The 24497-nt window shown below is 52.6% G+C and carries 23 protein-coding genes and 1 riboswitch; of the genes, 16 read left to right on the forward strand and 7 right to left on the reverse strand.

Annotation, left to right across the window (positions count from 1 at the left end; all coding sequences use genetic code 11):
- Nucleotides 1-10 precede the first annotated feature (10 nt).
- Nucleotides 11-889 carry a protease HtpX gene (htpX, locus tag L3D05_RS09055; RefSeq protein ID WP_239615706.1) on the forward strand — a complete coding sequence of 293 codons (879 nt, stop codon included), beginning with the start codon at nt 11-13 and terminating at the stop codon, nt 887-889.
- A gap of 79 nt (nt 890-968) precedes the next feature.
- On the opposite strand, the gene L3D05_RS09060 is transcribed toward htpX, so the two are convergent.
- From L3D05_RS09060 to L3D05_RS09070, 3 genes are all read right to left on the reverse strand, one after another.
- Nucleotides 969-2069 (reverse strand): sn-glycerol-1-phosphate dehydrogenase, encoded by a 1101-nt coding sequence (locus L3D05_RS09060; protein ID WP_239615707.1) that lies wholly within the window; start codon nt 2067-2069, stop codon nt 969-971.
- Between the two features lie 3 nt (nt 2070-2072).
- Nucleotides 2073-2873, reverse strand: a complete 801-nt coding sequence (locus L3D05_RS09065; RefSeq protein WP_239615708.1) for an HAD-IIA family hydrolase — start codon at nt 2871-2873, stop codon at nt 2073-2075.
- Between the two features lie 130 nt (nt 2874-3003).
- Entirely contained in the window at nt 3004-3768 is a 765-nt protein-coding gene (locus L3D05_RS09070; protein WP_239615709.1) for a DeoR/GlpR family DNA-binding transcription regulator, read from the reverse strand.
- 344 nt (nt 3769-4112) lie between these two features.
- Between L3D05_RS09070 and L3D05_RS09075 the strand changes: the two genes are divergently transcribed.
- The 7 genes from L3D05_RS09075 to L3D05_RS09105 all read left to right on the forward strand — a co-directional run bounded on the left by L3D05_RS09075 (nt 4113) and on the right by L3D05_RS09105 (nt 13271).
- Nucleotides 4113-5009 (forward strand): carbohydrate ABC transporter permease, encoded by an 897-nt coding sequence (locus L3D05_RS09075; protein WP_239615710.1) that lies wholly within the window; start codon nt 4113-4115, stop codon nt 5007-5009.
- On the forward strand, nt 5006-5887 hold the full coding sequence (locus tag L3D05_RS09080; RefSeq protein ID WP_239615711.1) for a carbohydrate ABC transporter permease: 882 nt from the start codon (nt 5006-5008) through the stop codon (nt 5885-5887). The genes L3D05_RS09075 and L3D05_RS09080 overlap by 4 nt, the downstream gene beginning before the upstream one ends.
- Before the next feature lie 41 nt (nt 5888-5928).
- Nucleotides 5929-7281 (forward strand): ABC transporter substrate-binding protein, encoded by a 1353-nt coding sequence (locus L3D05_RS09085; protein ID WP_239615712.1) that lies wholly within the window; start codon nt 5929-5931, stop codon nt 7279-7281.
- Between the two features lie 101 nt (nt 7282-7382).
- On the forward strand, nt 7383-8375 hold the full coding sequence (locus L3D05_RS09090; RefSeq protein WP_239615713.1) for a LacI family DNA-binding transcriptional regulator: 993 nt from the start codon (nt 7383-7385) through the stop codon (nt 8373-8375).
- An 80-nt stretch (nt 8376-8455) separates the two neighbouring features.
- Nucleotides 8456-9430, forward strand: a complete 975-nt coding sequence (locus L3D05_RS09095; protein ID WP_239615714.1) for an N-acetylglucosamine kinase — start codon at nt 8456-8458, stop codon at nt 9428-9430.
- A 62-nt stretch (nt 9431-9492) separates the two neighbouring features.
- The gene (locus L3D05_RS09100) at nt 9493-10800 is read left to right on the forward strand and encodes a 6-phospho-beta-glucosidase (protein ID WP_239615715.1); all 1308 of its coding nucleotides are present in this window, start codon (nt 9493-9495) and stop codon (nt 10798-10800) included.
- 182 nt (nt 10801-10982) lie between these two features.
- Entirely contained in the window at nt 10983-13271 is a 2289-nt protein-coding gene (locus L3D05_RS09105; RefSeq protein ID WP_239615716.1) for an ATP-dependent DNA helicase, read from the forward strand.
- Nucleotides 13272-13580: 309 nt separating this feature from the next.
- On the opposite strand, the gene L3D05_RS09110 is transcribed toward L3D05_RS09105, so the two are convergent.
- From L3D05_RS09110 to L3D05_RS09125, 4 genes are read right to left on the reverse strand one after another with little or no spacing between them, the layout of a single operon-like run.
- Nucleotides 13581-14354: an ATP-binding cassette domain-containing protein gene (locus tag L3D05_RS09110; RefSeq protein ID WP_239615717.1), complete on the reverse strand. Its 774-nt coding sequence runs from the start codon at nt 14352-14354 to the stop codon at nt 13581-13583.
- A 21-nt stretch (nt 14355-14375) separates the two neighbouring features.
- The gene (gene ssuC / locus L3D05_RS09115; protein ID WP_239615718.1) at nt 14376-15155 is read right to left on the reverse strand and encodes an aliphatic sulfonate ABC transporter permease SsuC; all 780 of its coding nucleotides are present in this window, start codon (nt 15153-15155) and stop codon (nt 14376-14378) included.
- Nucleotides 15127-16314: an FMNH2-dependent alkanesulfonate monooxygenase gene (ssuD, locus tag L3D05_RS09120; RefSeq protein WP_239615719.1), complete on the reverse strand. Its 1188-nt coding sequence runs from the start codon at nt 16312-16314 to the stop codon at nt 15127-15129. The genes ssuC and ssuD overlap by 29 nt, the downstream gene beginning before the upstream one ends.
- Before the next feature lie 41 nt (nt 16315-16355).
- Nucleotides 16356-17414 carry a sulfonate ABC transporter substrate-binding protein gene (locus L3D05_RS09125; RefSeq protein WP_239615720.1) on the reverse strand — a complete coding sequence of 353 codons (1059 nt, stop codon included), beginning with the start codon at nt 17412-17414 and terminating at the stop codon, nt 16356-16358.
- Between the two features lie 265 nt (nt 17415-17679).
- Here L3D05_RS09125 and L3D05_RS09130 point away from each other — a divergent pair, with 265 nt between their 5' ends.
- The 8 genes from L3D05_RS09130 (at nt 17680) to L3D05_RS09165 (ending at nt 24484) form a co-directional block, all read left to right on the forward strand.
- On the forward strand, nt 17680-18888 hold the full coding sequence (locus L3D05_RS09130; RefSeq protein ID WP_239615721.1) for a helix-turn-helix domain-containing protein: 1209 nt from the start codon (nt 17680-17682) through the stop codon (nt 18886-18888).
- 134 nt (nt 18889-19022) lie between these two features.
- On the forward strand, nt 19023-19541 hold the full coding sequence (gene def / locus L3D05_RS09135) for a peptide deformylase (protein WP_239615722.1): 519 nt from the start codon (nt 19023-19025) through the stop codon (nt 19539-19541).
- Between the two features lie 68 nt (nt 19542-19609).
- Nucleotides 19610-19960, forward strand: a complete 351-nt coding sequence (locus tag L3D05_RS09140) for a DUF3243 domain-containing protein (RefSeq protein WP_239615723.1) — start codon at nt 19610-19612, stop codon at nt 19958-19960.
- A 134-nt stretch (nt 19961-20094) separates the two neighbouring features.
- A complete protein-coding gene (locus L3D05_RS09145; RefSeq protein ID WP_239615724.1) occupies nt 20095-20880 on the forward strand; it encodes a DUF4362 domain-containing protein in 786 nt (261 codons plus the stop codon).
- Between the two features lie 98 nt (nt 20881-20978).
- Nucleotides 20979-21088, forward strand: a riboswitch (TPP riboswitch).
- A gap of 126 nt (nt 21089-21214) precedes the next feature.
- Complete coding sequence (tenA, locus tag L3D05_RS09150; protein WP_239615725.1) at nt 21215-21886, forward strand: thiaminase II; 672 nt, start codon at nt 21215-21217, stop codon at nt 21884-21886.
- Nucleotides 21883-22695 carry an ABC transporter ATP-binding protein gene (locus tag L3D05_RS09155; protein ID WP_239615726.1) on the forward strand — a complete coding sequence of 271 codons (813 nt, stop codon included), beginning with the start codon at nt 21883-21885 and terminating at the stop codon, nt 22693-22695. The genes tenA and L3D05_RS09155 overlap by 4 nt, the downstream gene beginning before the upstream one ends.
- The gene (locus tag L3D05_RS09160) at nt 22692-23486 is read left to right on the forward strand and encodes an ABC transporter permease (protein WP_239615727.1); all 795 of its coding nucleotides are present in this window, start codon (nt 22692-22694) and stop codon (nt 23484-23486) included. Before L3D05_RS09155 ends, L3D05_RS09160 begins: the two co-directional genes overlap by 4 nt.
- Nucleotides 23483-24484, forward strand: coding sequence for an ABC transporter substrate-binding protein (locus tag L3D05_RS09165; RefSeq protein ID WP_239615728.1), 1002 nt, complete (start codon nt 23483-23485; stop codon nt 24482-24484). Before L3D05_RS09160 ends, L3D05_RS09165 begins: the two co-directional genes overlap by 4 nt.
- The last annotated feature ends 13 nt before the right edge of the window (nt 24485-24497 follow it).

Here is a 24497-nt window from a genome sequence, read left to right on the forward strand (position 1 = left end):
GGAGGAAACAATGAAACGTATTTTATTGTTTATCTTAACGAACTTATTGGTCATGCTGACCATCGGCATTATCCTTTCCGTCTTCGGAGTAGGCTCGTATCTCAATGAGTCCGGCGGTATCGATATGGGCTCGTTGCTCATTTTCAGCGCGATCGTTGGTTTTACGGGGGCATTCATCTCGCTTGCCATGTCCCGTATGATGGCCAAGTGGATGATGGGCGTCCGCGTCCTGAATCCGAACGACCATCTCTCGCAGGGCGAGCGTCAGGTTGTTGAGATGGTTCACCGCCTGTCCCGCGCGGCAGGCTTAATGCACATGCCGGAAGTCGGGATTTACGATTCCCACGAAGTAAATGCTTTCGCTACGGGACCTTCGAAGAAACGTTCGCTCGTCGCCGTATCTACCGGATTGCTGAACGAGTTGGATGTAGACGCGGTCGAAGCGATTATCGCCCATGAAGTCGCGCACGTCGTGAACGGAGACATGGTGACGATGACGCTGCTGCAAGGCGTAGTGAATACATTCGTCGTATTCCTGTCCCGTATCGCTGCTTGGGCAGTATCCCGATTCGTTAAAGACGAGCTTGCGCCGATCGTCCATTTTATCGCCGTTATCATTTTCCAGATCGTATTCTCCATTCTCGGCAGCATGGTCGTCCTGGCCTACTCGAGATATCGTGAGTTCCATGCGGATGCCGGCGGAGCTCACTTGGCGGGTAAAGACAAGATGATCCACGCTTTGCGCGGGCTGCAAGCTTACCAAGACAGAATGAGAGACAGCCAACAAACCGCTATCTCTACGTTGCAGATCAGCGGCAAGAAACGCAGCGCGTTGTTCTCGACTCATCCGGATTTAGAAGAGAGAATCCGCCGTTTGCAGGCAAGCTAATTCGAATAAAATGCCGTCCCCTAAGCCAAGTCGAGTTGTTGGCTTGCGGGACGGCTTTTTTTAATTCGATGGGGCGCTGCTATTTCCGTTCGTTATAAGCTTTGAGCAAGGTAAATCGATTCGGACGGATGTGGTGGGCTTCCCGCAGGCTGCTCTTCAGAAGTTCCGAATCGATGCCTAACTGATCGGGCTCGGTCGGGCCTCCAACCTTCGTCAGCAGCTCGCGAAGCTGATTGCCGCTCGGAATGTCCCGGATCGCTTCCAAGATAGAGTCTCGGTGTTCGTCGGGGAACAAAGAAGGCTCGTCTGCAGCCAAACGATGATAGAGGTCGGATATGACTCCGCAAGCGATGCCGACTTTGGCTCCGTGCAGCACCTGTCTCCGTCCGGAACGCAGCAGCTCCATCTCCCAATAGTGGGACAGGTGGTGCTCCGCGCCGGAAGCGGGATGCGATTGGCCGAATTGCAGCATAGCGAATCCCGATTCGATCAACGCGCGAGTCAAAATTTCGATGCCGCGCTCGCTTCTGCTGCCGATTTCGTCGCAGTGGTCGACGCATAGTTGCAAGGCGCGCTTCGTGCGATCCGCGACTTCCTCGGAATAAGGTTCCCCGCCTGCAAGACTGCCAAACTTCCAGTCGAACAAGGAAGTGTATTTGCCTAGCATATCGCCAAATCCGGCCGCGATCATCTCGCTTGGAGCCTTCGTGAGGATGTCCAAATCCGCGAAGATCGCGGAAGGGCCTATCGCGCCTATCGTCTTCTTCTCTCCCCGGATAATTAACGGAGCGCCAACGGAGTTGAATCCGTCTACGGAAGGCGCAGTAGGAACCGATACGAATGGGATGCCGACCGCGTAGGCCGAAAATCTGGCGATATCGTGGAGCGTACCGGAACCTACGGCGATGACGATCTCCGAGGCTGCCTGGCGAAGATCGAGAATCAACTGAATGAGGGAGGCCTCGTCCGCGATAACGTCACCTTGCCGATCCGGCTGGATAAGAGTGGTTCGAACGCTTATTTCGGCTGACGTGGCGGCGTTTTCGATCGTTCGGCCTGCTATTTCATAAGTGCGGTCATCCGCTACGATGGCTATATGGCGATAACCGTTTTCCTTCAGATAAGGAACGACGGCTTGGATGGCCCCCGGTTCAATCCGGACAGGTCCGTTGAATGACATCTTTCATGCCTCCCTGATTGCGTTTGATTGTTGAAGATCCGCTATCGATTCCCAAATATAATCCGGCTGGATCTCGGAAGCTTCCGCTACCGCGCGCGTGGTCGAACCGCTCAGCACGAGCGCGGTACGAATGCCGGCTTGCTTGCCAAGCCGGATGTCGGAGTTCAGGCTGTCCCCGATGACAAGACAGCGCTCGGGAGGGAGTTGCAAAGCCCGTAAGGCCGCATCCGACATGTATGCGGATGGTTTGCCAATGACGACGGACACTTCCTGTCCCGTTGCATGCACGATGGCTCCGATCATTCCGGCCACGTCGATCGCGTCTCCGTCGTCTCCCGGGAACGTTTTGTCCTCATTCGTGGCGATGATCTTCGCGCCATGGCGAACGGCGCGGAAAGCCGAATTCAAATCCGCGTAAGTCAGCTTCTCGTGCAGCGTGATGACTAGCCAATCCGCCTCTTCGGGTTTGGCCGCAAGCCCAACGCCGCAGGTGGACAACTCCTCGCGCAGGCCTTCATCCCCGAGCAACCAACATTTACAGTCCGGCGCGGCGTTCAGCAAATAAGCGGCCGTGACGGTGGAAGTAAGAATGATTTCCTCCTCGGAAGCGGCGATGCCCATGGCGTTAAGCTTATCTTTACACATTCTTCGGGAGTAGTTTCCCCGATTCGTTAGGAATACGACCCTGTGGCCGCGAGCGCGGATATATTCAAGTGCCTCGCGAGCGCCTTCAATCGCCGTTGCTCCCCGGTATATCGTACCATCCAAATCAATAATGAAGCCGTCAATGGTGTCTGGTTGCATGGATGCATTCCTCCTGAACTCACAATCCTTGCTATTAATTGTCCATTCGGATGCGAGTGTTTGTCAATAATTGAATGCGTATGCTTGCGTTTATATTCGTTTACGAATGAACGTTCGTTTGTTGCGTTATTCAATCGGCGATCAGCACTTCCGTGCCTTTGATCTGCTTAAGGAAATCCTTATCCGCTTGGTTGTCGGTGATCAACGTATGGATATCGTTAAACGGTACGGAAGTCGCAATCGATCTTCGTCCGAGCTTGGTGTGATCGGCTAATGCGACCGTTCTGCGGGCGTTTCCCGCCATCAGCTTCTTCAATTCCGCCTCGTACAAGCTGAAATCCGTCATCCCTTCCTGAAAGCTGACCCCTTCCGCGGAAGTGAAGAACAGATCCGCATGGATCCCTGCCAGGATGTCTTTGCCAAGTACGCCTTCGACGGTCTTCGAGCCCGCCCGCAGCACGCCTCCGATGAGAATAACGTTGTTGCGCGGATTCTGATTCAGGGTCATCGCCGCTTCCAAGCCATTCGTTACGACCGTCAAATAATGATGATCGGCCAACGCTTTAGCAAGCTCCAGCGCGGTAGAACTGGCGTCCAAGATTACGCATTGCCCCGTTGTGACGAGATTGGCGGCTTTCTGTCCGATCGCCCGCTTTTCTACATGATTGAGATCGCTCCGAGAGTAGTCGCGCAAATCCCGGACGGAAGACGGGTTTCTCAAGGGTACCGCGCCGCCGTGAGTTCTCTCGAGCAAGCCTTCGTCTTCGAGTATTCTCAGGTCGATTCGCAGCGTTCCTTCGGAAACGTTGAACATCCGCGCCAGATCCTTCACCAACACTTGCTTATCCCGGTGCAACAACTCTATGATTTGATCTCTCCTATGCGATGCGAACATGATTAAGCCCTCCCATTCGTTTGTTATCATTTTAGTGTAAGCGATGGCAAACGACAATGAACGCCAGAGGGGTGTGGTCTAATCAACAATGGAAGATAGGATAGGCATCTCCGGAAGTACATCATAATTTCTTCTTGTCAGCGTTTTCAGTTCGTAATATAATAAAATCAAAAGTTTAACCGCTTTAACTTTTGAATAATAAAAATATCTAAGGAGTGAGCTTGTATATAATTATTGAAGACGATTAGGAATCCTTTTTTTTAATTCAAAAGTTTAACCGCTTTAACTTTATTCGAAATGTGACAACGCTATACGCCAACCCGTCAATGAAGGGGGATCATGGAGTGAAGTCAACGAGGGAAAGCCGCCGTGAGGGCAGATGGTTCTATTTTTTCATTTCTCCGTGGCTGATTGGATTTATTGTATTCGCATTATTTCCGGTGCTTGCTTCCCTGTACTACAGTTTTACGGAATATGACATCATCCATGCGCCCGAATTTATCGGATTCGGCAACTACAACGAGTTGTTCCACGACGAGCAGTTTTGGAATTCCGTCAAAGTCACTTTGAAGTACACGTTCATTAGCGTTCCGTTAACGCTGTTCCTATCTTTGGTCTTCGCGATGCTGATCAATCAGAAAATTCCGTTCCGGGGCATATTCCGGACGGCGATGTATTTTCCGAGCATGATCTCCGGCGTATCGATGGCACTGCTATGGTTCTGGGTATTCAATCCTCAGGCAGGACTGTTCAACTATGGACTATCGCTGTTCGGAATCGATCCGATCCATTGGTTCCTGGACGAGAAATACGCGATGTGGGCTCTCATCATCATGTCCTTCTGGGGTCTGGGAGGCGGAATGTTGATTTTCTTGGCGGGGCTGCAGGGGGTCCCTGCGCATTTGCTGGAAGCCGCGAAGCTGGACGGCGCGGGCCGCCTTCGCACTTTCTGGAACGTGACGTTCCCGCTCATCTCCCCGGTGTTCCTGTTCCAATTGATCATCGGTTTGATCGAATCGTTCCAAGTGTTCACGCAAGCCTATACGATTACGCAAGGCGGTCCGAACTATTCGACTTGGTTCTACGTGTACAACATCTATATCAACGCGTTTAAGAACTTCCGTTACGGTTATGCTTCCGCCATGTCGTGGATCCTCCTGATCGCGGTTACGGTCATCACCTTCGTCATTATGAAGCTGTCGAATCGTTACGTTTACTACGAAGGGGGGCGTGAACGATGAGCGAAGTCGCGCTTGCGAAGCAACAACCCGTCAGACGGAAAAAGACGAAAATAGAGTTTGCTTCGATCGTCGGTTTTCTGATTCTGTTGATCGTTACGATAGCGATGATTATGCCCCTTGGATTCATGTTGTCGACTTCTCTCAAGACGACCAAAGAGATGCTCGTATTTCCGCCGACGGTCATTCCGAAGCATTTTGCCTGGGACAATTTCAAGGAATTGTTCGTTAACGAGGAAATCAAATTCGGCAGGCAGTACTTGAACAGCATTATTGTGGCGATCGCGACGGTCATCGGCACGGTGTTCTCTTCATCGTTCGTCGCCTTCGGATTTGCCCGTTATAAGGCCAAAGGCAGTCAGTTCCTGTTCGTACTCGTGCTGAGTACGTTGATGCTGCCTTATCCGGCGATCATGATTCCGCAGTTTCTGCTCTTCACGAAGCTCGGTTTGCATGATTCTCTACTACCGCTTATCTTGCCTTCCTTTTTCGCGTCGGCTTATATGATCTTCCTATTGAAGCAGTTTTTCACGTCGATTCCGAACGAGTTGTATGACGCCGGAAGAATCGATGGCTGCAAGGAAATCCGGCTTTACTGGAACCTGACGCTTCCCTTGTCCGGTCCGGTAATCGCTACCGTGGCGATCTTCTCCTTCATCTGGAGTTGGAACGATCTGCTTGCGCCCGTGCTTTATTTGGATTCGCAAGAAAATTTCACTTTGCCGATCGGAATGGCGGCGATGCTGAGCTCCAAGTTCCGGATAGCGCCTTGGAACTTAATGATGGCGGCTTCGCTATTGTCCGTGCTTCCGATCATCGTTCTTTTCTCGATTGCGCAGAGGCGTTTTGTCCAAGGTATCGTTCTTACCGGCATCAAGTAATCACTCACATATTCCGTACCAACATTAATGAGGGGGATAACATGAGGATGAAAAAGGGGAAGCTGGCATTAAGCTTGACGCTGACGTTCGGATTAATCGCAACGGGGTGTTCGAGCGGGGGCGGCAAAGAAGGCAAAGAGAGCAAAGAAGGGGAAACGGTTACGATCACCCACTACACGATCGATTCGCCGGACCGGACTTTCGTCGAGAAGCTCATTCCCGATTTCGAAGCCAAACATCCGAATATCAAGATCAAAGTAACCAAGGCTCCTTACGAGCAGTTCGATTCCAAGCTCCAGTCTTCCATCGCCGCGAAGAACTCTCCGGACGTGACTTCCCACTGGGGTTATGGCGGTTTTATGGAATATTACAACAAAGGCATGCTGATGGATCTAACTCCTTATCTCACTGGGTTTAGCGGAGCCGATTACGACATTCCGGAAGATGTCATGAACATCTACAAGGTAGACGGCAAAACGTACGGAATTCCGCTTAACAGCTATGTTACGGTCATGCTGTACAACAAAGACTTGTTCGATAAAGCCGGGTTGAAGTATCCGCCGACGGATTACGAAGACAAGAGCTGGACGTTCGATAAAATGGTCGATTACGCGAAGAAGATGACGGTGGACTCCAAAAATTTGGCTGATGCGCAGTACGGCGTCGACTTCGGCTTCGGCGAGAGGGACCAAAGGCCGCAATATTTCGGCGCGAACGTCTATTCCGACGATACATGGACGAACGGCGGCAAACCATCCGAAATTAGGTTAACTAAGCCGGAAGTCGTCGAAGCGTACAAGAAGATCTATGGCTTAATCTACGATCAGAAGGTATCACCGACGCCGGCTTTCTCCAAGTCCGTATCGGGACAGTTCGGAGATCCGTTCCTATCCGGCAAGATCGCGATGTCCGTCGTCGGTTCTTGGAGCTTGGCGGCATCGAGCGATTTCAGCTTTAACGTAGGCGTAGCCGCGGTTCCGCAAGGCCCGAACGAGAAGGTCAGAAGCGTCCTATACGTCGATCCGCTCTTCGTGCTGAAAGACTCCAAGCATCCGAAGGAAGCGCTCGAATGGATTAAATATTTGATCACGGCAGAGGTGCAAGAGAAATCGATCGAACTGAGCGGAGGCAATCCGCCGGTTAACCAGAAGGCCGCGGAGAAATATTACAATAACTTCGAGGGCATCGATCCCGAGCAAATCAAGCAAGTATTCGAAGGAGCTTACAAATACGGTTTCGAGTCTTACAACCATCTCATTTCGAATTACTCGCAGATCAACGAGTTGTTCATTAACGAATTGGCCAGCGTCGAGAACGGCGACAAGAAAGTAGAGGATGCGCTCCCCGTTATCGAAGGGAAGCTCAAGGACTTGCTTGCCCGCGTGAATAAGTAGAAGCTTAACAAGCGACATTACCGACGCCAGGCTCATGTAAAATTTGCTCCAACTATGGTACGTTAATTACAAATTATTATTTCGTACAGGAGCGTAAGGCGATGAAAGTCAGTATCTTCGATGTGGCAAAGAAATCAGGATTATCCGTGGTTACGGTATCGCGCGTGCTCAATCAATCAGATTCGGTACGGCCTAAAAATAGGGAAAAAGTACTGCAGGCGATGAAGGAGCTCGATTATCACCCGAATGCTTCGGCACGGAGCTTAGCGCGCGGGAAAACGGGGATCATCGGGCTCACCTTGACGACCCTGCACGACTCCTTCTTCGATGCGGTCGTGAAAGAGGTTAACGATAAGCTCGCGGAGCACGGTTATTTTCTGGCGTTGTCAATTTCGAAGAGCTACGAGGATGCGTTTCATCGCTCTTTGTTTCAGGAGGATCGCGTCGACGGCGTCATTTTATTGTCTCCGGTAGATGAAGACGAATATGTTATGGAGCTTAAGAAAAAGAAAATTCCGTTTATTATGATCGACAACTCGCGTAAAAATCCTTCCGTCACTTCCATTATCGTGGACAATTACAAGGGCGGATACGAGGCGACGAAACATCTGATCGATCTAGGCCATACGGAAATCGCGCACATTGCCGGACCCGATCCGTATCTAAGCAGCAGGGAGAGAGAACGAGGCTATTTGACCGCTTTGAAGGATGCCGGATTAGAACCGTTCCGCATCGAACGGGGAACGTTCGCTATGTCCTCGGGCTATGACATTGCGATGAAGTGGATCGAGTCCGGCAATCTGCCTCCTGCGGTGTTCGCCGCGGATGATTATATCGCTCTAGGCGTCATTAATGCTTGTTTGAACAAAGGGGTCAGAATTCCCCGAGATCTCTCTCTCGTCGGCTTCGACGATCAAATCTTCGCTTCGGAATTCCGTCCGATGCTTACGACGGTCAGGCAACCCGCGGACAAAATCGGAGCTGCAGGCGTGGAATTGCTATTAGCGGCGATTAACGACTCGACTAAACGAAATGTAACGATACAGATTGAACCGGAACTCATCATTAGAGAAACGACAGCACGTAAAACATAAGGCTAGGCATCAGAGGAGGTTCCGAAGAGCAACTGCGGCAACCCTCCGGAACCGGCCTCTAGACGGCAGGAGTGAGCGAATTGAAGTACTATTTGGGCGTCGATGCAGGCGGAAGCAAAACGTATACGCTCATCGTTGATGAACAGGGTACGATTGTGGGTAAAGGGAATAGCGGCCAAGGGAACCATCAAGTCGGCTATGAGATCGCCAGAAGGAATATTCGAGAATCGGTGGAAATGGCTTTAGCGCAAGCTGAATTATCCCGAACGGATATCGAATTCGCATACTTCGGCTTAGCCGGGGCGGACCGGGAAATCGATTACGAGATTTTGCGGCCCATGATCGCGGAGCTAGCATTTCCTAGATACGAGATTAATTGCGACACGATGATTGCGCTAAGAGCGGGGACGAATCGGCCTTACGGGGTCGTGCTGATCTGCGGGACCGGGACGAACAGCGCGGGAGTTAACCCGGAAGGGAAGTTCTATCAATGCGGCGGGTTCACTTATCAATTCGGAGACTTCGGCGGCGGGGGCTCGTTGTGCGTAGAGGTTTTCCGTTCCGTTATTCGCGCATGGGATGGCCGAGAGCAACCGACGCTCTTAACGCAATTGTTGCTTGACGATCTCGGATACGACAACGTGAAAGCGATGTTCGACGATTATTTGGATCATAACAAGGTGCCTCCGATCCGCGTGGCCAAGCTTTTGTTTCAAGCGGCCAGCCAAGGCGACGAGGTTGCCAAGAGTATTTTGCGCCATCAAGGCGAAGAGCTTGGTACTTCCGCGCAAGCGGTTATCAAGCGTCTGGGCATGGAGGGCGAGGCGTTCGACGTCGTTCTTGCGGGGAGCATCGTAACCCGTGGGGAAGGGGACTTCATCACTCGTTACATCGAGCAAGCCGTGAAGAAAGTCGCACCGGGCGCGAGTATCGCGAAGCTGAAAATGGAGCCGGTGATCGGGGCTTTATGGCTAGCGGTGGAGGCGAGCGGCATCGCATTGCCGGAACCCATCTATAATCGGCTGCGGATGATATCCGAATACAGCTTGGCTTAACTCTTTATTGGATCCTTATCAGATTGAACAAATATAGCAACACCTACAAGGAGCTGGGTAAGATGGCAAAAGCACGAGGCTTGAAAATCGCGGTCATTGGCGGGGGTTCGTCTTATACGCCGGAAATCGTGGAAGGTTTTATTAATCATTATGAGCAATTGCCGATTAGGGAGCTATGGCTTGTTGATATAGAAGCGGGTAGACATAAGCTTGAGATTGTCGGAGAGCTTGCCAAGAGAATGGTGGCGAAGTCGGGGATTCCGATCGAAGTACATCTGACTTTTGATCGTCGGCAAGCTATCGAAGGCGCGGATTTCATCTCGACTCAAATGCGGGTCGGATTGCTGGAAGCGCGCAAATACGATGAGCACATCCCGAACAAATACGGCGTTATCGGACAGGAAACGACGGGACCGGGAGGCATGATGAAAGCGCTGCGGACGATTCCGGTGCTTCTGGACATCTGCAAGGATATCGAGGAGCTGGCGCCCGACGCGTGGTTGCTTAACTTCACGAATCCGGCGGGGATGGTAACGGAAGCGATCGCGCGCCATTCCAAGGTGAAGAGCATTGGTCTGTGCAACGCTCCGATCGGTCTGCACAAATGGCTAATTAAGAAATACGACACGACAGTTGACCAGATCTATACAGAGTTTGTCGGATTGAACCACTTGCACTGGGTAACGCGCATCGAAGTAGAGGGCGAGGACAAATTGACCGAGCTGCTCGATAAAAGGGAAGAGTATTCCGGCAAGAACGTACCCGCGACGGAGTGGGATCTCGATTTCCTGCGTGGCTTGGGAGGGTTCCCTTCCTACTACTTGAAATACTTCTACCTGACCGACGTAATGCTGGAAGAGCAGTTGGAGTCGCTGAAGGCGAACGGGACGCGTGCGGAAGTCGTGAAGCGCGTGGAAGAAGAATTGTTCGAGTTGTACAAGAATCCGGATCTGCAGGAGAAGCCGAAGCAGTTGGAGCAGCGGGGCGGGGCTTACTATTCCGAGGCAGCGGTTAACCTGATGGTGTCGTTGTACAACGACAGGCGCGATATTCAGACTTTAAACGTGACGAACGGCAACATTCTCGATTTTCTGCCTGAGGACGCCGCTATCGAAGTGAATTGCGTGGTCACCGGCAAGGGGCCGATTGCGCTCCCGGTATCGAAAGTGCCCGAGCAAGCGAAAGGGTTAATTCACGCCGTCAAAACGTACGAGAGACTGACCATCGAAGCGGCGATTACGGGCGACAGAGGGATTGCTCTCCAAGCGATGGCTTCGCATCCTCTAGTGCCTTCGGTGAAAGTCGCCAAAGCGATGCTGGACGAGATGCTGGAGCAAAACAAGCCTTACTTGCCTGCCTTTTTCAAATAATTGATAGCTTGGAAAAAGAGCCTAGCGTGGCTCTTTTTTCGTGTGGCTCGCTTGAGGCCAAAAAAGTACCTTTGTTCCCCTACAGTAGATGATCTAAGTAGTAACGACTGGCTTTACGACGTTCCCGGGGAGTTGTGATACAATGGTAGAACAAATGTTCTATTCGTTGGGGGATCGTGCGGATGTCTGATTTATCCAATTGGGTGGCGCTTTCCGTCAGGGGGTTGGTCGAGTACGTTTTTCGGAGCGGCAGCCTCGACTCCGGATTCCAAGCGGCGAGTTCGCTTGCGGAGGGTACGAAAGCCCATCAGAAAATACAGAAGCAATACGGCGAACTGGATCGCAAGGAAGTGTATGTGAAGGCGGAGATTCCTTGCGGAGATCTCCTTTTCGTCGTGGACGGGCGATGCGACGGGCTACTGATCGGTGAGGATGGCTGCGTAACCGTGGACGAGATCAAATCGACGTCGAAGGACATCGGTGCGATGACGGCTGAGGATTCGCGACCCGTTCATTGGGCGCAGGCTAAGTTCTATGCCTATATGTACGCCGTGGAAAGCGGCCTGCGGAACATGCGCGTTCGCTTAACTTATGTTCAAGTGGACACGGAGGAGCAGAAGCGGTTCGAGCAGGAAGCCACCTTAGAGGAATTGGAGCTTTACGTGAATGAGATCGTAGAGCGTTATGCTCCTTACGCGCGTCTGCTCCAGCGGAACAAGCGCGCCCGGGACGAGAGCATATCGGGATTGGCTTTTCCCTTCGCGGAATACCGCGAAGGGCAGAGGAAGCTGGTCGGTTCCGTCTATAAGTCGATCGACGAAGGCCGGAAGCTGTTCGCCAAAGCCCCTACGGGCATCGGGAAGACGATATCGACGTTATTCCCGGCCATTAAGGCGATTGGCTTAGGGAAGGTTCAGCACCTGTTCTACCTGACGGCCCGAACGATTACGAGAACTGCGGCGGAGGATGCCTTGTCGCTGATGAAGACCAAGGGACTTAGCCTGCGTTCAGTCACGGTAACGGCTAAAGAGAAAATTTGTTTCCAGGACGAAGTCGATTGCCGGGTAGACAAATGCCCCTATGCGGATGGATACTACGATCGGATTAATGGCGCGATTCTCGACATGCTCGGCAACGAAACCTTGATGAACCGCGAGGTCATCGAGAGATATGCCCGCAAGCACACGGTTTGCCCCTTCGAGCTTTCCCTAGATGCGGCGTACGGGGCGGATGCGGTTGTGTGCGACTATAATTATATTTTCGATCCGCGGGTTTCCTTGAAGCGGTTGTCCGGGGAGCATAGACATCAAACCGTCTTGTTGATGGACGAGGCCCATAACTTGATCGACCGTGCTCGGGAGATGTATTCGGCGGCGTTGGAGAAAAGGGATTTTCTCGAGTTGGAGCGGGCATTCAAAGGGGTTCGCGCGGATATCCATTCCGCAGCCAAAACAATCAATAAGTGGTTTATCGAGCACAAGAAGAGATCGGATGGCCAAGTAACGGTGTCGAAGGAAGCGCCTGCTGAGCTTATGGAATTAGTAGAAGTTTTCGTTGCCCTAGCGGAACGGGAGCTTGCCGGAGGCGGCTCCGGCGCGGAAAGCACGAAGCTGTTGGAGGTTTACTTCGGCGCGCTTAGCTTCATGAGAATCGGTAAGCTATATGACGAGAGATACGTCACCTATTCGGAAGTCGTTAGGAACGACGTGCGGTTGAAAATGTTCTGCTTGAATCCTTCGCATTTGCTTCGGCAGATGGGGAAAGGGTACCGGGCGCATGTATTCTTCTCAGCCACGTTATCTCCGCTTAACTATTTCATGGAGATGCTAGGGGCGGATGCTGAGGATTATTCGGTTACGTTGGGTTCCCCTTTTGCGAAGGAGCAATGGGAGGTTGCTATCGTTCCTCTCTCTACCCGATATGCGGACCGGGAACGGACGAAGACTCGGCTCGTAAGCGCGCTTCTGGAACTGGTGCGGGTGCGTACGGGTAACTATCTGATCTTTTTCCCGTCCTACGAATACATGAACGGAGTCTATGAGGAGTTTGCTGCGGTCGGAGGAGATATACGTGCCTTACTGCAAACATCCGATATGCCGGAAGCGGAACGGGAAAGCTTTCTGGCGGCATTCGATGCGGGCAATCGTCAGACACTCGTAGGGTTTGCGGTCATGGGCGGCATTTTCTCAGAGGGCATCGACCTGGTGGGCGACCGCCTGCGCGGAGTCGCGGTTGTTGGAGTGGGCATGCCGCAGATCGGCTTGGAACGAAATCTGATCAAAAAATATTTCGATGACGAGGGGCTCAACGGCTTCGATTACGCTTACGTCTACCCCGGCATTAACAAAGTGCTGCAAGCCGGAGGCCGCTTAATCCGTTCGGAAAAGGACAGGGGAGCGCTCATGCTCATAGACGACCGCTACCTGCAACCGCATTATGCCCGCTTGCTGCCGGAGGAGTGGCGGGGCTGATTTTATAGCCGAGCGTCGACCCGCCGGACTCGCTCCCATCGTCGCAAAAAGCGACTATACCGAGCGTCGACCCGCCGGACTCGCTCCCATCGTCGCAAAAAGCGACTATACCGAGCGCCGACCCGCCGGACTAGCTCCCATCGTCGCAAAAAGCGACTATACCGAGCGCCGACCCGCCGGACTAGCTCCCATCGTCGCAAAAAGCGACTATACCGAGCGCGGTCCCGCCGGACTCGCTCCCATCGTCGCAAAAAGCGACTATACCGAGCGCCGACCCGCCGGACTTGCTCCCATCGTCGCAAAAAGCGACTATATCGAATAGGACAGCTTCTTATTCCGAGTGTAGTCGTTCTCGCTGCGCTCAAGAATCCGGTCGAGGATCAGCTTCTCGAAGTGGGCGAAGCCGCTGTCCCGCTCGCGCGGCCGATCAAGCGTGACCTTCACGTCCAGCGCGATGCGCCCTCTCTCGATCAGAATTACCCGATCGGCCAAGGCTACCGCTTCGCTGACGTCGTGGGTGACGAGCACGGCAGTGAATTGCTGCTCCTCCCACAAGCTTTCGATTAACTCTTGCATGTCGATACGGGTAAGGGCATCGAGCGCGCCTAGCGGCTCATCGAGCAACAGAAGCCTCGGCGAACCGGCGAGCGCCCGGGCCAAGGCGACGCGTTGCCTCTGTCCGCCGGATAGTACGCCGGGCCATTCATTGGCGCGATCGGCTAGCCCGACTTGCGCGAGCGCCTCCAAGGCTAGCTCCTTGTTCCTCGATTTAACGCCCACTTGCACGTTCGCTACCGCTTTTTTCCAAGGCAACAACCTCGCGTCTTGAAACAGCATTCTCGTATCGGGATGAATGCCCTTGATGCCCTCTCCGTCAACGGAGAGCTCACCCTCGCTCGGACTGTCCAATCCGGCAATCAATCGCAGCAACGTGCTTTTGCCGCAGCCGCTTCGCCCGACGATAGCGACGAATTGGCCGGCGGGGATATCCAGATCAATGCCTTGCAGCACCGGTTTCTCTCCGAATCTCTTAGATGCACCGCGAACGAGAAGTCGGGCGCCCTTAGAAAATGTTCTACTCATGGATAGGCTCCTCTCCTTCCGTTAACGCTTGGCGTAGTTCGGATTCCATTGCAGCAACGTATGCTCCAGCCATTTGGCCGCGGAGTCCGACAATTTTCCCAGAATGGCATAGATGATGATGGCGAAGACGACGATATCTATTCGCATGAATTCCCGGGCGTTCATAGCCATGTAGCCGATGCCGGAATTGGCGGAGATCGTCTCGGCGACGATAAGCGTCAACCACATGAAACCCAAAGCATACCTCAGCCCGACTAGAATGGACGACAAGGCCCCGGGCAATACGACTTCGCGATACAGCGCGAAGCCTCTAAGACCGTATACTTTAGCCATCTCGATCAGGCCGGGGTCGATCGAACGTATCCCGTGCAACGTGTTCATGTAGATCGGGAAGAATACGCCGAGAACGACCAAGAAAATTTTAGCCTTCTCGTCTATTCCGAACCAAATAATGACTAAGGGAATAAGGGCGAGGTGGGGGACGTTGCGCACCATCTGAAGCGTACTGTCCAATAGTCGGTTAGCCGTGGAGGACATCCCGTTAAGCAGCCCCAGCAGAAACCCGATCCCGCCGCCGATGCCTAGACCGATAAGCGCCCTGCGCGTGCTATCCCAGATGTAATGGAAGATTTCGCCCGATTTTACCAGAGCAACGCCGGCTTCCGCTACTTTGAGCGGAGTCGGCAACGTGCGCGTGGAAATATATCCGAGCTGGCCTAACAACTGCCAGACGACAATGACGAGAACGGGCACGTAAGCAGGCGCGAATCGGTTATGGATGAGTTTGCTGAACAAGTTCATGCGTTGATCCTCCACCCTGCGGGCCCGTAACTTTACCCGGGCGTCTGTTGTAAGCCACAAGTTCGCCGAAAGCTTCGATAGCCGAGGTTTGCGATTGTGATTCTCGAACCTTCAAGGGAAGCAGAGGGAACAACAGCTCTGCCGCCCGATAGGATTCCTCCAGATGGGGATATCCGGAGAAGATGAACGTCTCGATGCCAAGCTCGTAATACTCCTTGATCCGAGCCGCAACCGACTGCGGATCGCCGACAAGCGCGGTTCCGGCACCGCCTCTTACGAGTCCGATTCCCGCCCACAGGTTAGGCCCGATGACGAGCGAGGATCTGTCGCCCTTGTGCAGGTCTGCCATCCGTTTCTGACCTACGGAATCGTACCGGGCCAGAATGCCCTGCGCTTCGGCGATCGTCTGCTCATCCACGTAACGAATGAGTTGGTCGGCCGCCGCCCAAGCTTCTTCGTCCGTCTCCCGGACGATCACGTGAAGCCGGATGCCGAAGCGAACTGTTCTTCCGCTGGCTTCCGCCAACCGCCTAACCTCGGCGATCTTCTTGGCGACTTCTTCCGGAGGCTCGCCCCAAGTGAGATAGAAATCCACATGGTTTGCCGCGATCTGTTGCGCCGCGGGAGATGAACCGCCGAAATAGACCGGAGGATATGGCTTTTGCAGAGGAGGAAATAACAATTGTCCCTCCTCCGACCGCAAGTATTTACCGTTATAGGTCACTTGCTCCCCCTGCATGAGGCGACGCCAGATCGTCATGAACTCGTCGGTCTGTTCGTACCTTTCCTTGTGCGAGAGGAACATTCCGTCCCCGGCGAGCTCATGGGGATCTCCGCCCGTGACGATGTTAACGAGCAACCGGCCGTTAGAGAACCGGTCGAGCGAAGAAGCCATTCGCGCCGCGGTGGAAGGGGACATTAACCCCGGACGCACGGCGACTAGAAATTTCAGCTTGCTAGTCGCCGGGATAAGGGAGGAGGCTGCGATCCAAGCATCCTCGCAGGCTTTGCCTGTCGGTAACAGTACGCCATGATAGCCTAGCCGATCCGCGGCTTGCGCGATTTGCCGGATGTAGTCGTAATCGACGGCTCTAGCTCCTTTAGCGGTTGCTAAATATCTACCATCGCCGTGCAAAGGAATGAACCAAAAAAGTTCCATATGCGTGTCTCCTCAATCCCGGGTGGGGTAGGGTAAAATCGTTATTTCAGGATGGCGTCGTTAATATCGATTGCCGTTGGGATCAGCTTGAGCTCGAAGAACGCATCGGCGATTTTCTGTTGCGCGGCAATGATGTCGTCGGTAATCGGTTCAATGCCGAAATTACGGTGGGAGAGAGCTTGCTCCAAGGACGGGACATCCAAATTGAGCGCGGGGGCGAGCAGTTTGGCTACGTCGTTTAGATTATCTTTGGCCCATTGATCGGATTCCTTCAATTGCTCGAATAGAACGTCGATGGCCGCTTTATCGTTTTCCGCGAACTTGCGGGTCGTGAGGTAAAATTCGTAGTTGTCGACAAGCCCTTCGCCATCCGCCAATACGCGCGCTTTCGTTGCCAACTGAGCTGCGGAGTAGAACGGCTCCCATATGACCCAGGCATCTACGTTGCCGCTCTCGAATGCGGCTCTAGCGTCTGCGGGAGGAAGGAACACGACATTGATGTCGGAATATTTTAAGCCTACTTTCTCCAAATATTTCACGAGCAAGTAATGAACGTTAGAGCCTTTGTTTAGCGCGACTTTCTTGCCTTTCAGATCGGCTCCCGTCTTGATCGGGGAGTTCTCGGGAACAAGAATGGCTTCGGCTTTCGGACTTGCGGGAGAGTGCCCTACATAGACGAGCGGCGTGCCTGCTGCTTGCGCGAAGATCGGGGGCGCTTCGCCAACGTTGCCGATATCGATGCTGCCGACATTGACGGCTTCCAACAGTTGAGGGCCTCCCGGGAACTGCGTCCACTCTACCTTGTAGCCGACTTCCTTCAGCTTCTCTTCCAGCCCCCCTTTTTCTTTCAAAATATTGATGGAGGCGTACTTCTGATAACCGATGCGAATGGTTTTGTTCACGGCCACGGATGGGCTAACTGCCGCGGACGGACTAGCCGCCACTGCGCTTGGACTTGCTTCCTTGCTTGGGCTAGCCGAGCTTGCTTTGTTATTCGAATTGTTGGAGCCGCATGCCGACAGCAGCGTCAGTGCAAATACCAGTCCTAGGGCGATTACCCCGTTTATCGCTTTGTTGCGTTTCCGATTGTTGCTCTTCATTTTCCTCACTACCCCTCACCTAGCTTATTTTTATTAAAACTAACAATTCCAATAAACTTACTTTGAATTTATTAACAAGAAATTATCACCCTGAATTGTCCCTGTCAATACATGGAGGAGAGATGAGGAAGTATGAGGAACAATGAGGAGTTTGACCATATTTTCCCATGTTTATTGATGTTTGCTAAGGATTCGTATAAGATAAGAATTACTTATAATTCCCATAAAAATAGTAAGAATTAAAATAAGCCACGGAGGTGTAAAGGTGCTTAACGAACGTTTCGATTTATTGAGCCTCCAAGAGGCTATGGATATTCTGGGCGTTAGCCGGGCGACCATCGACCGTTGGCGCAAAGATAAGAAGCTTCCGCACATTAAGATCGGCAAGGAAATATGGGTCGACAAGCATAAGCTGCAAGCCTGGGTTCATCTTCATTCCCATGCGCAAGAACAAGAGAGGGTTCCTAAGAAAGCCCCATCCGTACGAATCATTACGGTCGGCTATCAAAGCGGCGCGGCATTAGTATGGAGCACCCTTGTCATTAAGAAGCTGGGTTTATTCGAAGACGAGCTAGGTCGAATGGCGCCGTCGGTAAACTTTAAGGTGAATTGGGTCGACGCTCCGAACGGAATGGAGCTGGTGGAGGAACTGATCGGCGGAAATATTCATTTCGCTTCCATTGGAGATTACCCCATGATCGCGAGCCGGGCATTAAGCCGAATTTTGCCGCGATTCAAGCCGTTGTTCTTGGCTTTCGACGGTAAGACGCGGAATGGGGGAGGCATCTCGCTAGTCGTTCCTGCCGGGAGCGCGATTCAACGGACGGAGGAGCTAAGCGGAGCATCGATTGCCACAGTGGGCAATTCTAGCGCGTCTTACCGGCTGCAGGAATGGTCGAGCGCCTATGGACTGGAGTCGGCGCCGGTCGTTCATCGTACGATGGGAGATTGCTTGCAAGGCATTATGCAAGGAAATGTTGCCGCGAGCGTTCTGTGGGAGCCTTATTTGAGTTGGGTACAGTCGATCGGGGCGGGTGTTCCCGTTTTCTCCGAAGGGGTGGGCGGAGATTATTTGACCGGCTTGATGGCTGATGGAAATTGGGTGCAAGGAAACGAAGAGGTCGTGATCGCCTACTTGAAAGCCCATCTTCGAGCGCATGATTTTATTCGCGGCGAACCTGCCCGGGCTGCCGCCATCATCTCCGAAGCGAGCGGTTTTCCGGCAGCTATCGTGGCTGGGGTCTTGTCGCAGATTCGATGGGATGCTTCCTTGTATGAACGGGACTTGGAGACGCTGCAACGCTTGGGTGAAGACCAAGCCGGGCAGTTGCCTCTGGCGGTTAAGCCGGGACGGAACGGAGAGGAATTTCCTTACGGTACACATTATTTGCAAGCCGCGGTTCAAGCGCTGAAGCTTCCTATCCTTCCCGATTCGCCCTTGTCAGGGGAATGGTCGAGAGACATGATCTATTAGAGGCTGTCCATAGTCGACTCCAGGGGCATGGAATAAAAAGAATTTAGCCGTTGAGAGGGAATTCGAATATATGGTATAGTAGGCGCGGAATTGCGATTTAGGGCATGCTACAAACGAAAGGGGCATCTACGCAAATGTCCGTATTGAATATCGTACCTTTTGGGGAATCCATCTTACGCAAGAAGGCTAAACCCGTTGAAGAAATGACGCCGAAAATCATCAAGCTGCTGGACGATATGGCGGAGACGCTCTACGCGTCCGAAGGACGCGCAGGTCTTGCCGCTCCTCAAGTCGGAATTATTAGGCGGATCATCGTAATGGATTGCGGCGAGGGCTTGATCGAACTCATAAATCCGGAAATCGTGGAATTAAGCGGAGAGCAAGACGGGGCTGAAGCCTGTTTGTCCTTTCCTAATTATCATGGATTCGTTAAGCGCGCCAACTATGTGAAGATTACGACATTAACCCGGCAAGGGGAGCGCATCGAGTTGGAGGGCGAAGGATTTTTGGCTCGCTGCATCCAGCATGAAATCGATCATCTTAACGGAGTGTTATTCGTGGATCGCGTAGAAGGTCCGTGGTTATACGAGGATAAGACGCAGCAGAGAATAAGCCTGTTCGAGGTTGTGAATCTAACGAATCAGGGGTTATAGAGAGTCAACCGGCGTTCGATTGGGCAAACTGGTTAGTGCACAATCATTCCACGCTGGGAGGCAATCAGATGACCGAGCATAACCATGTCGTCGGCAAAGACGGCGATATTAATCCAAGCAAGGTGGACAATGCGATCTCGAGGATCGATCCTTCGGAGAGGGACCGTATTCTCAAGAACTTCGACGAGTTCAAAGGTTACTTAGGCAAGCGAATCAAAATGGCAGAGAGCCTTGGCATGGGAGAAGAACAGATGGCTACTGTCGCTCAGAAAGTCGCCGACTATTTGGCGAGCCATGAAGAGCCGCGCAATAGCGAGGAGCATCTGCTTCAGGAACTGTGGAAAGTCGGCTCGAAAGAGGAACAACACAATCTTGCGCATCTGTTAGTACGGCTTGCGCAGTCGCAGATTAAGCATTAAGCCGTTTTTGAGAGAAGCCACCTTCGATGATGAAGGGGCTTCTTTTCTTTGTTCTACGGGCATTAATTAATAGGGGTGATATCTGCAACGATTTTCCATTAAATGCGTCTATTTCCACAGAGGAGTGGATTGCGTTGATAAAATTAATAGGGCTAGTTGCGCTGGTCGTATTTACTGCTGGTTGCGAATCGGGGAGTACGAACTCCGTCGTCAGTGCCGAGGTGAACTGGGAAGAGTTTGCGGTGACGAAAGTCGAGATCAGTCGTTCCCATCGGTTGGGGAGTATTAATCCTGCTTTATTTGGCGTGGTGGATCAGCCGGATGAAGTGGCGCTATTAGCCGAAGGCTTTCGTTCCGCTACTAAAATGGAAGGCAAACTAGATATCGGGAAGGCTGATTTGGACCTGGTCTTCTTAGGCGAGGGAGAGCGGCAAGCTTTTCATTTGTGGTTACAGCCCAACCCGGAGAGCAAGGCCATGTACACCCTCGCCTCGGATACCGGAACAGGCTATACTTTGTCTGAGGAAGCTGCGAACGAACTCCGAGATCGTATCTATGCATTACCTTACACTCCGGAGCAGGCGGCTAAAAATGGCGAAATCGTTGAAATGTACGGGAAATATAGGAATGAGGACAAGTGGGTTAAGTTCGTTGATCATGTGAACAAGGGAACTCCGGATGAAGTGCATCTGACTTTCTATACGCTTGAGGGAGCCCCGTTATTTCGGGATTTCGTCTATGATGGACAGGCGATTGAGTTTACTTATGATCGTGCATGGGATTCATATGGAGGTAATTCCATTCGGAAAACGACAGCTTTCTGTCAAGGTATCGAGAAAAAGGGCGCGAAATATGTGCTGTCGGGATGCGATCGGGAAGATATGGCTCCTTACTTTGACGGATTCTATTTAAGTAAGTAATTGCACGAACGCGAAAAGCCATGATGAGCGTAGGTAACAAAGCCGGTGAAGTTGTTCTTGCCTAAAATATCCATGTAAGCTATAGTGGGGTTAATTAAATAGTGATGCACGGGTGCTGGATGAAGTCTGGCTGAGATAGGGAACTTATTTCCCTGACCGTTAATCTGATCCAGGTAATGCTGGCGTAGAGAACATGTCGAATTGTAACCATTCGTGTATTCTCGAATGGTTTTTTTGTATTGTCCTCGCCTGTTTCCTGATCGAAGGAGGAAGCGAAAGAGATGATTGAATCATTCATTAACCAAGATCAAGTGGATAGGGGGTGGCTGTATCCATGAGTCGGTTTAGCAAAAGATTGTACCGTTCAGCCCATGGAGTATGGGAAATGAGCCATCGTCACCCGTTCTTGGTCGAGATGAAAGAAGGGACGCTGGATACTGGGCGGTTCATCTATTATCTCAAGCAGGACTATGTGTATCTGATCGATTATGCCAAGATGTTCGCTATCGGCAGCCTAAAGTCCCCTGACCTAGAGACGATGTCCCGATTCGCGGAGTTGTTCCATTCCACGCTGACCGTGGAGATGGAGCTTCACAGACAGTATGCCGAGCGTTTCGGCGTGACGCGGGAACAACTGGAACAAACCCAGCCTTCGCCAACAACCGTTGCGTATACGAAGTATATGCTGGACGCCGCGATGCAAGGCTCGCTGGCCGAGGTGGTGGCCGCCTTGCTCCCTTGCATGTGGAGTTACCGCGAGATCGGCATCGCATTCGCAAAATTTCCGGGAGCGTTGGACCATCCGCTGTTCCGAGAGTGGATTCTGATGTACAGCTCCGAGGAGTTCGGGGCATTAACCAATTGGAGTATCGGCTTGATGGACCGCTTGGCGGAAGGGTTGCCGGAGCGAGAGCTAGCCCGGTTAGAGGAACACTTCGTCAAGGCCTCGAAGCTGGAATATATGTTCTGGGATATGGCTTACAGGCAAGAGGAGTGGCCGATTTGAGCGAAGCGAATGAGAATGAGCGGCACAATGCGCTGTCGGTTCGCGGGCTAACCTATTCCTTCCCCGGAGAACCGACCTTGTTCGAGGCGCTGGATTTCGATATTAAGCAAGGAGAGTTTGTTAGCGTTCTTGCGGCAAGCGGCATGGGGAAAACGACTTTGTTCCGCCTAGTGGCGGGTCTTCTGTTTCCCCAGTCAGGAACGATCGCGGTCGGCGAGTCGCAAGACTCCGCCGCCGCGGCTTCTAAGCTGGGTAAGGTCGGCTATATGCCCCAGAGAGATGCGCTCATGCCATGGAGAACCGTGCTGGATAACGCCGCGCTCGGCCTGGAGATTGGAGGGACGACGAGGCGGGAAGCGCGCCGCCGGGTGCTGGAACTCCTTCCGGAGATGGGGTTGGCGGGGACGGAATATAAGTACCCCGACGAACTGTCCGGCGGAATGCGTCAGAGAGTATCGTTCCTGCGCTCTCTTCTGGGGGGAGGCGAACTGCTTCTCCTCGACGAGCCCTTTAGTGCCTTGGATGCTATGACGCGCGTGAGCATGCAGGAATGGCTGCTTCAGGTTTGGGAGCAACACCGCAAAACCATTCTGTTCATTACCCATGACGCGGATGAAGCATTGCTCCTATCCGACCGGGTGCTTGTGGCTGCGAAGTCCCCCGTTTCCATTCTTAAGGAGATAGAGGTAACTTTGCCCCGACCTCGTACCTATGAAACGGTGATGAACGAGAATTTCATAGGGCTGAAACGCGAGTTACTCGGACATTTCGAATGGGACGGCGGCAACTCGAAAGGAAGAAGCCTATGAAAAGTAGCCTTGCGAAAAGTACACCTGTGCTCGTATTTGTACTGCTTTTGGCGGCTATTTGGGAAGCCGGAACGACATTCTTCGATATCCCGCATTACATCATCCCTAAGCTTTCCGACGTATTGCTCTCGATCTGGGATAACGGACGGCTGCTCGGCAAGCATTTTGCCGTAACTCTGGGGGAAGCGTTGCTCGGACTGGGGATTTCCGCCGTATTCGGTACGTTAGCCGCGGTATGGATTGAAAGTTCGGGACTAGCCAAGAAGACGATTTATCCGTTGATCGTCGCGTCCCAGACCATTCCGATTATCGCCTTGTCTCCGATTATGGTCATGTGGTTCGGGTATGAAATAGGGAGCAAGGTGGCCGTCGTGATTCTGTTCACCTTCTTTCCCATAGCCGTGAATACGGCGGACGGGTTCCGCGCTGCCGATCCGGATATCGGAGAACTGATGCGAACGATGGGGGCAGGCAAACGCCAGCTTTTTCTCAAATGGAAGATTCCGTCCGCACTCCCTGGTTTTTTTACCGGATTGAAGATGGCCGCCGCGATCAGCGTCGGAGGGGCAACGCTAGGGGAATGGTTGGGCGGGGAATCGGGCTTGGGCATGTATACGAAGCGATCATCGAATTTGTTGCGCGGAGAGGCGGTATTCTCGGGGGTTCTGTTGCTGTCGCTCATGGGGATCGTCTTGTTCTTGTCCGTTCAATGGGCGGAACGAGCGATACTTGCCCCGCGCCGGTCGCTTAAAAATAAAGATTCGCAATGCGAGAGGGGAAAGTTACTGTGATTTTTCGTAATGGGAAGAAGAGCGGTTGGTTAGCTATAGCACTTATTCTAGCATGGGTCGGGGTTACGGGATGTGCCTCGAATAAGCAGAAGGAGCCCGGGCTGACGGAGCTTACCGTGCTGATGGACTGGTATCCGAACGCGGTGCATACCTTTCTATATGCCGCTGAGGAGCAGGGATATTTTAAGGAGGCGGGGTTGAAGGTCAAGCTTCAGACGCCCGCAGATACAAATGATGCTCTCAAGCTGGTAGCGACGGGGAAGGCGGATCTGGCGCTTAGTTATCAAATGCAAGTAGCGGTATCTCGCTCAGAAGACATTCCGATCGTATCCGTGGCCGCGATTGTCAGGCATCCGCTTAATCAATTGTTCGCGCTGGAATCGGCGGGGATTCGTAGTCCGAAAGATTTGGTCGGCAAGAAGATCGGGTATCCTTCCGTGCCTCTCGACGAGTCCATGGTGAATACGATGGTGAAATCGGACGGCGGCGATCCTTCCAAGCTAAATTACATAGATGTCGGATGGGATCTGATTCCTGCGATGACGACCAAGAAAGTAGACGCCATTATCGGAGGCTACGTAAATCACGAGAAACTGCTGCTGGAGAAGGAAGGCGAGAAGCTGATTACGTTCGACCCTTCGAATTACGGGGTTCCGGATTATTATGAGCTTGTGCTGACGGCTAGCGAAGAGGGCCTTAAGAACAATAGAGAAGCGTTCAAGAAATTCATGGCTGCCGCCGCCAAAGGACAGGAATATACCGTAAGTCACCCGGAGCAGTCTTTGCAGCTCCTGCTGGACAAGCAAAGCGAGGAATTTCCGTTGGATGCGGATATCGAGAAGATGAGCTTAGACATTTTGCTTCCCCTGATGGATGCAGGATCGGAGCCCTTCGGCAGCCAGTCCGTACAGTCGTGGAACTCGGTCATCGAGTGGCTGGCGGAGCACGGCCAACTGACGAAAGAGGTCAAAGCGGAGCAAGCATTCGTGAATTTGTAGCGGAAGGGGGACC

It is taken from the genome of Cohnella mopanensis, assembly GCF_022352055.1.
Lineage (GTDB): Bacteria > Bacillota > Bacilli > Paenibacillales > Paenibacillaceae > Cohnella > Cohnella mopanensis.

Coding starts and splice junctions, on each gene's coding strand:
- L3D05_RS09090 (WP_239615713.1), top strand. CDS start 7,383: ATGAAAGTCAGTATCTTCGATGTGGCAAAGAAATCAGGATTATCCGTG.
- htpX (WP_239615706.1), top strand. CDS start 11: ATGAAACGTATTTTATTGTTTATCTTAACGAACTTATTGGTCATGCTG.
- ssuC (WP_239615718.1), bottom strand. CDS start 15,155: ATGAACTTGTTCAGCAAACTCATCCATAACCGATTCGCGCCTGCTTAC.
- L3D05_RS09105 (WP_239615716.1), top strand. CDS start 10,983: ATGTCTGATTTATCCAATTGGGTGGCGCTTTCCGTCAGGGGGTTGGTC.
- L3D05_RS09070 (WP_239615709.1), bottom strand. CDS start 3,768: ATGTTCGCATCGCATAGGAGAGATCAAATCATAGAGTTGTTGCACCGG.
- L3D05_RS09160 (WP_239615727.1), top strand. CDS start 22,692: ATGAAAAGTAGCCTTGCGAAAAGTACACCTGTGCTCGTATTTGTACTG.
- ssuD (WP_239615719.1), bottom strand. CDS start 16,314: ATGGAACTTTTTTGGTTCATTCCTTTGCACGGCGATGGTAGATATTTA.
- L3D05_RS09110 (WP_239615717.1), bottom strand. CDS start 14,354: ATGAGTAGAACATTTTCTAAGGGCGCCCGACTTCTCGTTCGCGGTGCA.
- L3D05_RS09125 (WP_239615720.1), bottom strand. CDS start 17,414: ATGAAGAGCAACAATCGGAAACGCAACAAAGCGATAAACGGGGTAATC.
- L3D05_RS09080 (WP_239615711.1), top strand. CDS start 5,006: ATGAGCGAAGTCGCGCTTGCGAAGCAACAACCCGTCAGACGGAAAAAG.
- L3D05_RS09065 (WP_239615708.1), bottom strand. CDS start 2,873: ATGCAACCAGACACCATTGACGGCTTCATTATTGATTTGGATGGTACG.
- L3D05_RS09140 (WP_239615723.1), top strand. CDS start 19,610: ATGACCGAGCATAACCATGTCGTCGGCAAAGACGGCGATATTAATCCA.
- L3D05_RS09085 (WP_239615712.1), top strand. CDS start 5,929: ATGAGGATGAAAAAGGGGAAGCTGGCATTAAGCTTGACGCTGACGTTC.
- L3D05_RS09100 (WP_239615715.1), top strand. CDS start 9,493: ATGGCAAAAGCACGAGGCTTGAAAATCGCGGTCATTGGCGGGGGTTCG.
- L3D05_RS09060 (WP_239615707.1), bottom strand. CDS start 2,069: ATGTCATTCAACGGACCTGTCCGGATTGAACCGGGGGCCATCCAAGCC.
- tenA (WP_239615725.1), top strand. CDS start 21,215: ATGAGTCGGTTTAGCAAAAGATTGTACCGTTCAGCCCATGGAGTATGG.
- def (WP_239615722.1), top strand. CDS start 19,023: ATGTCCGTATTGAATATCGTACCTTTTGGGGAATCCATCTTACGCAAG.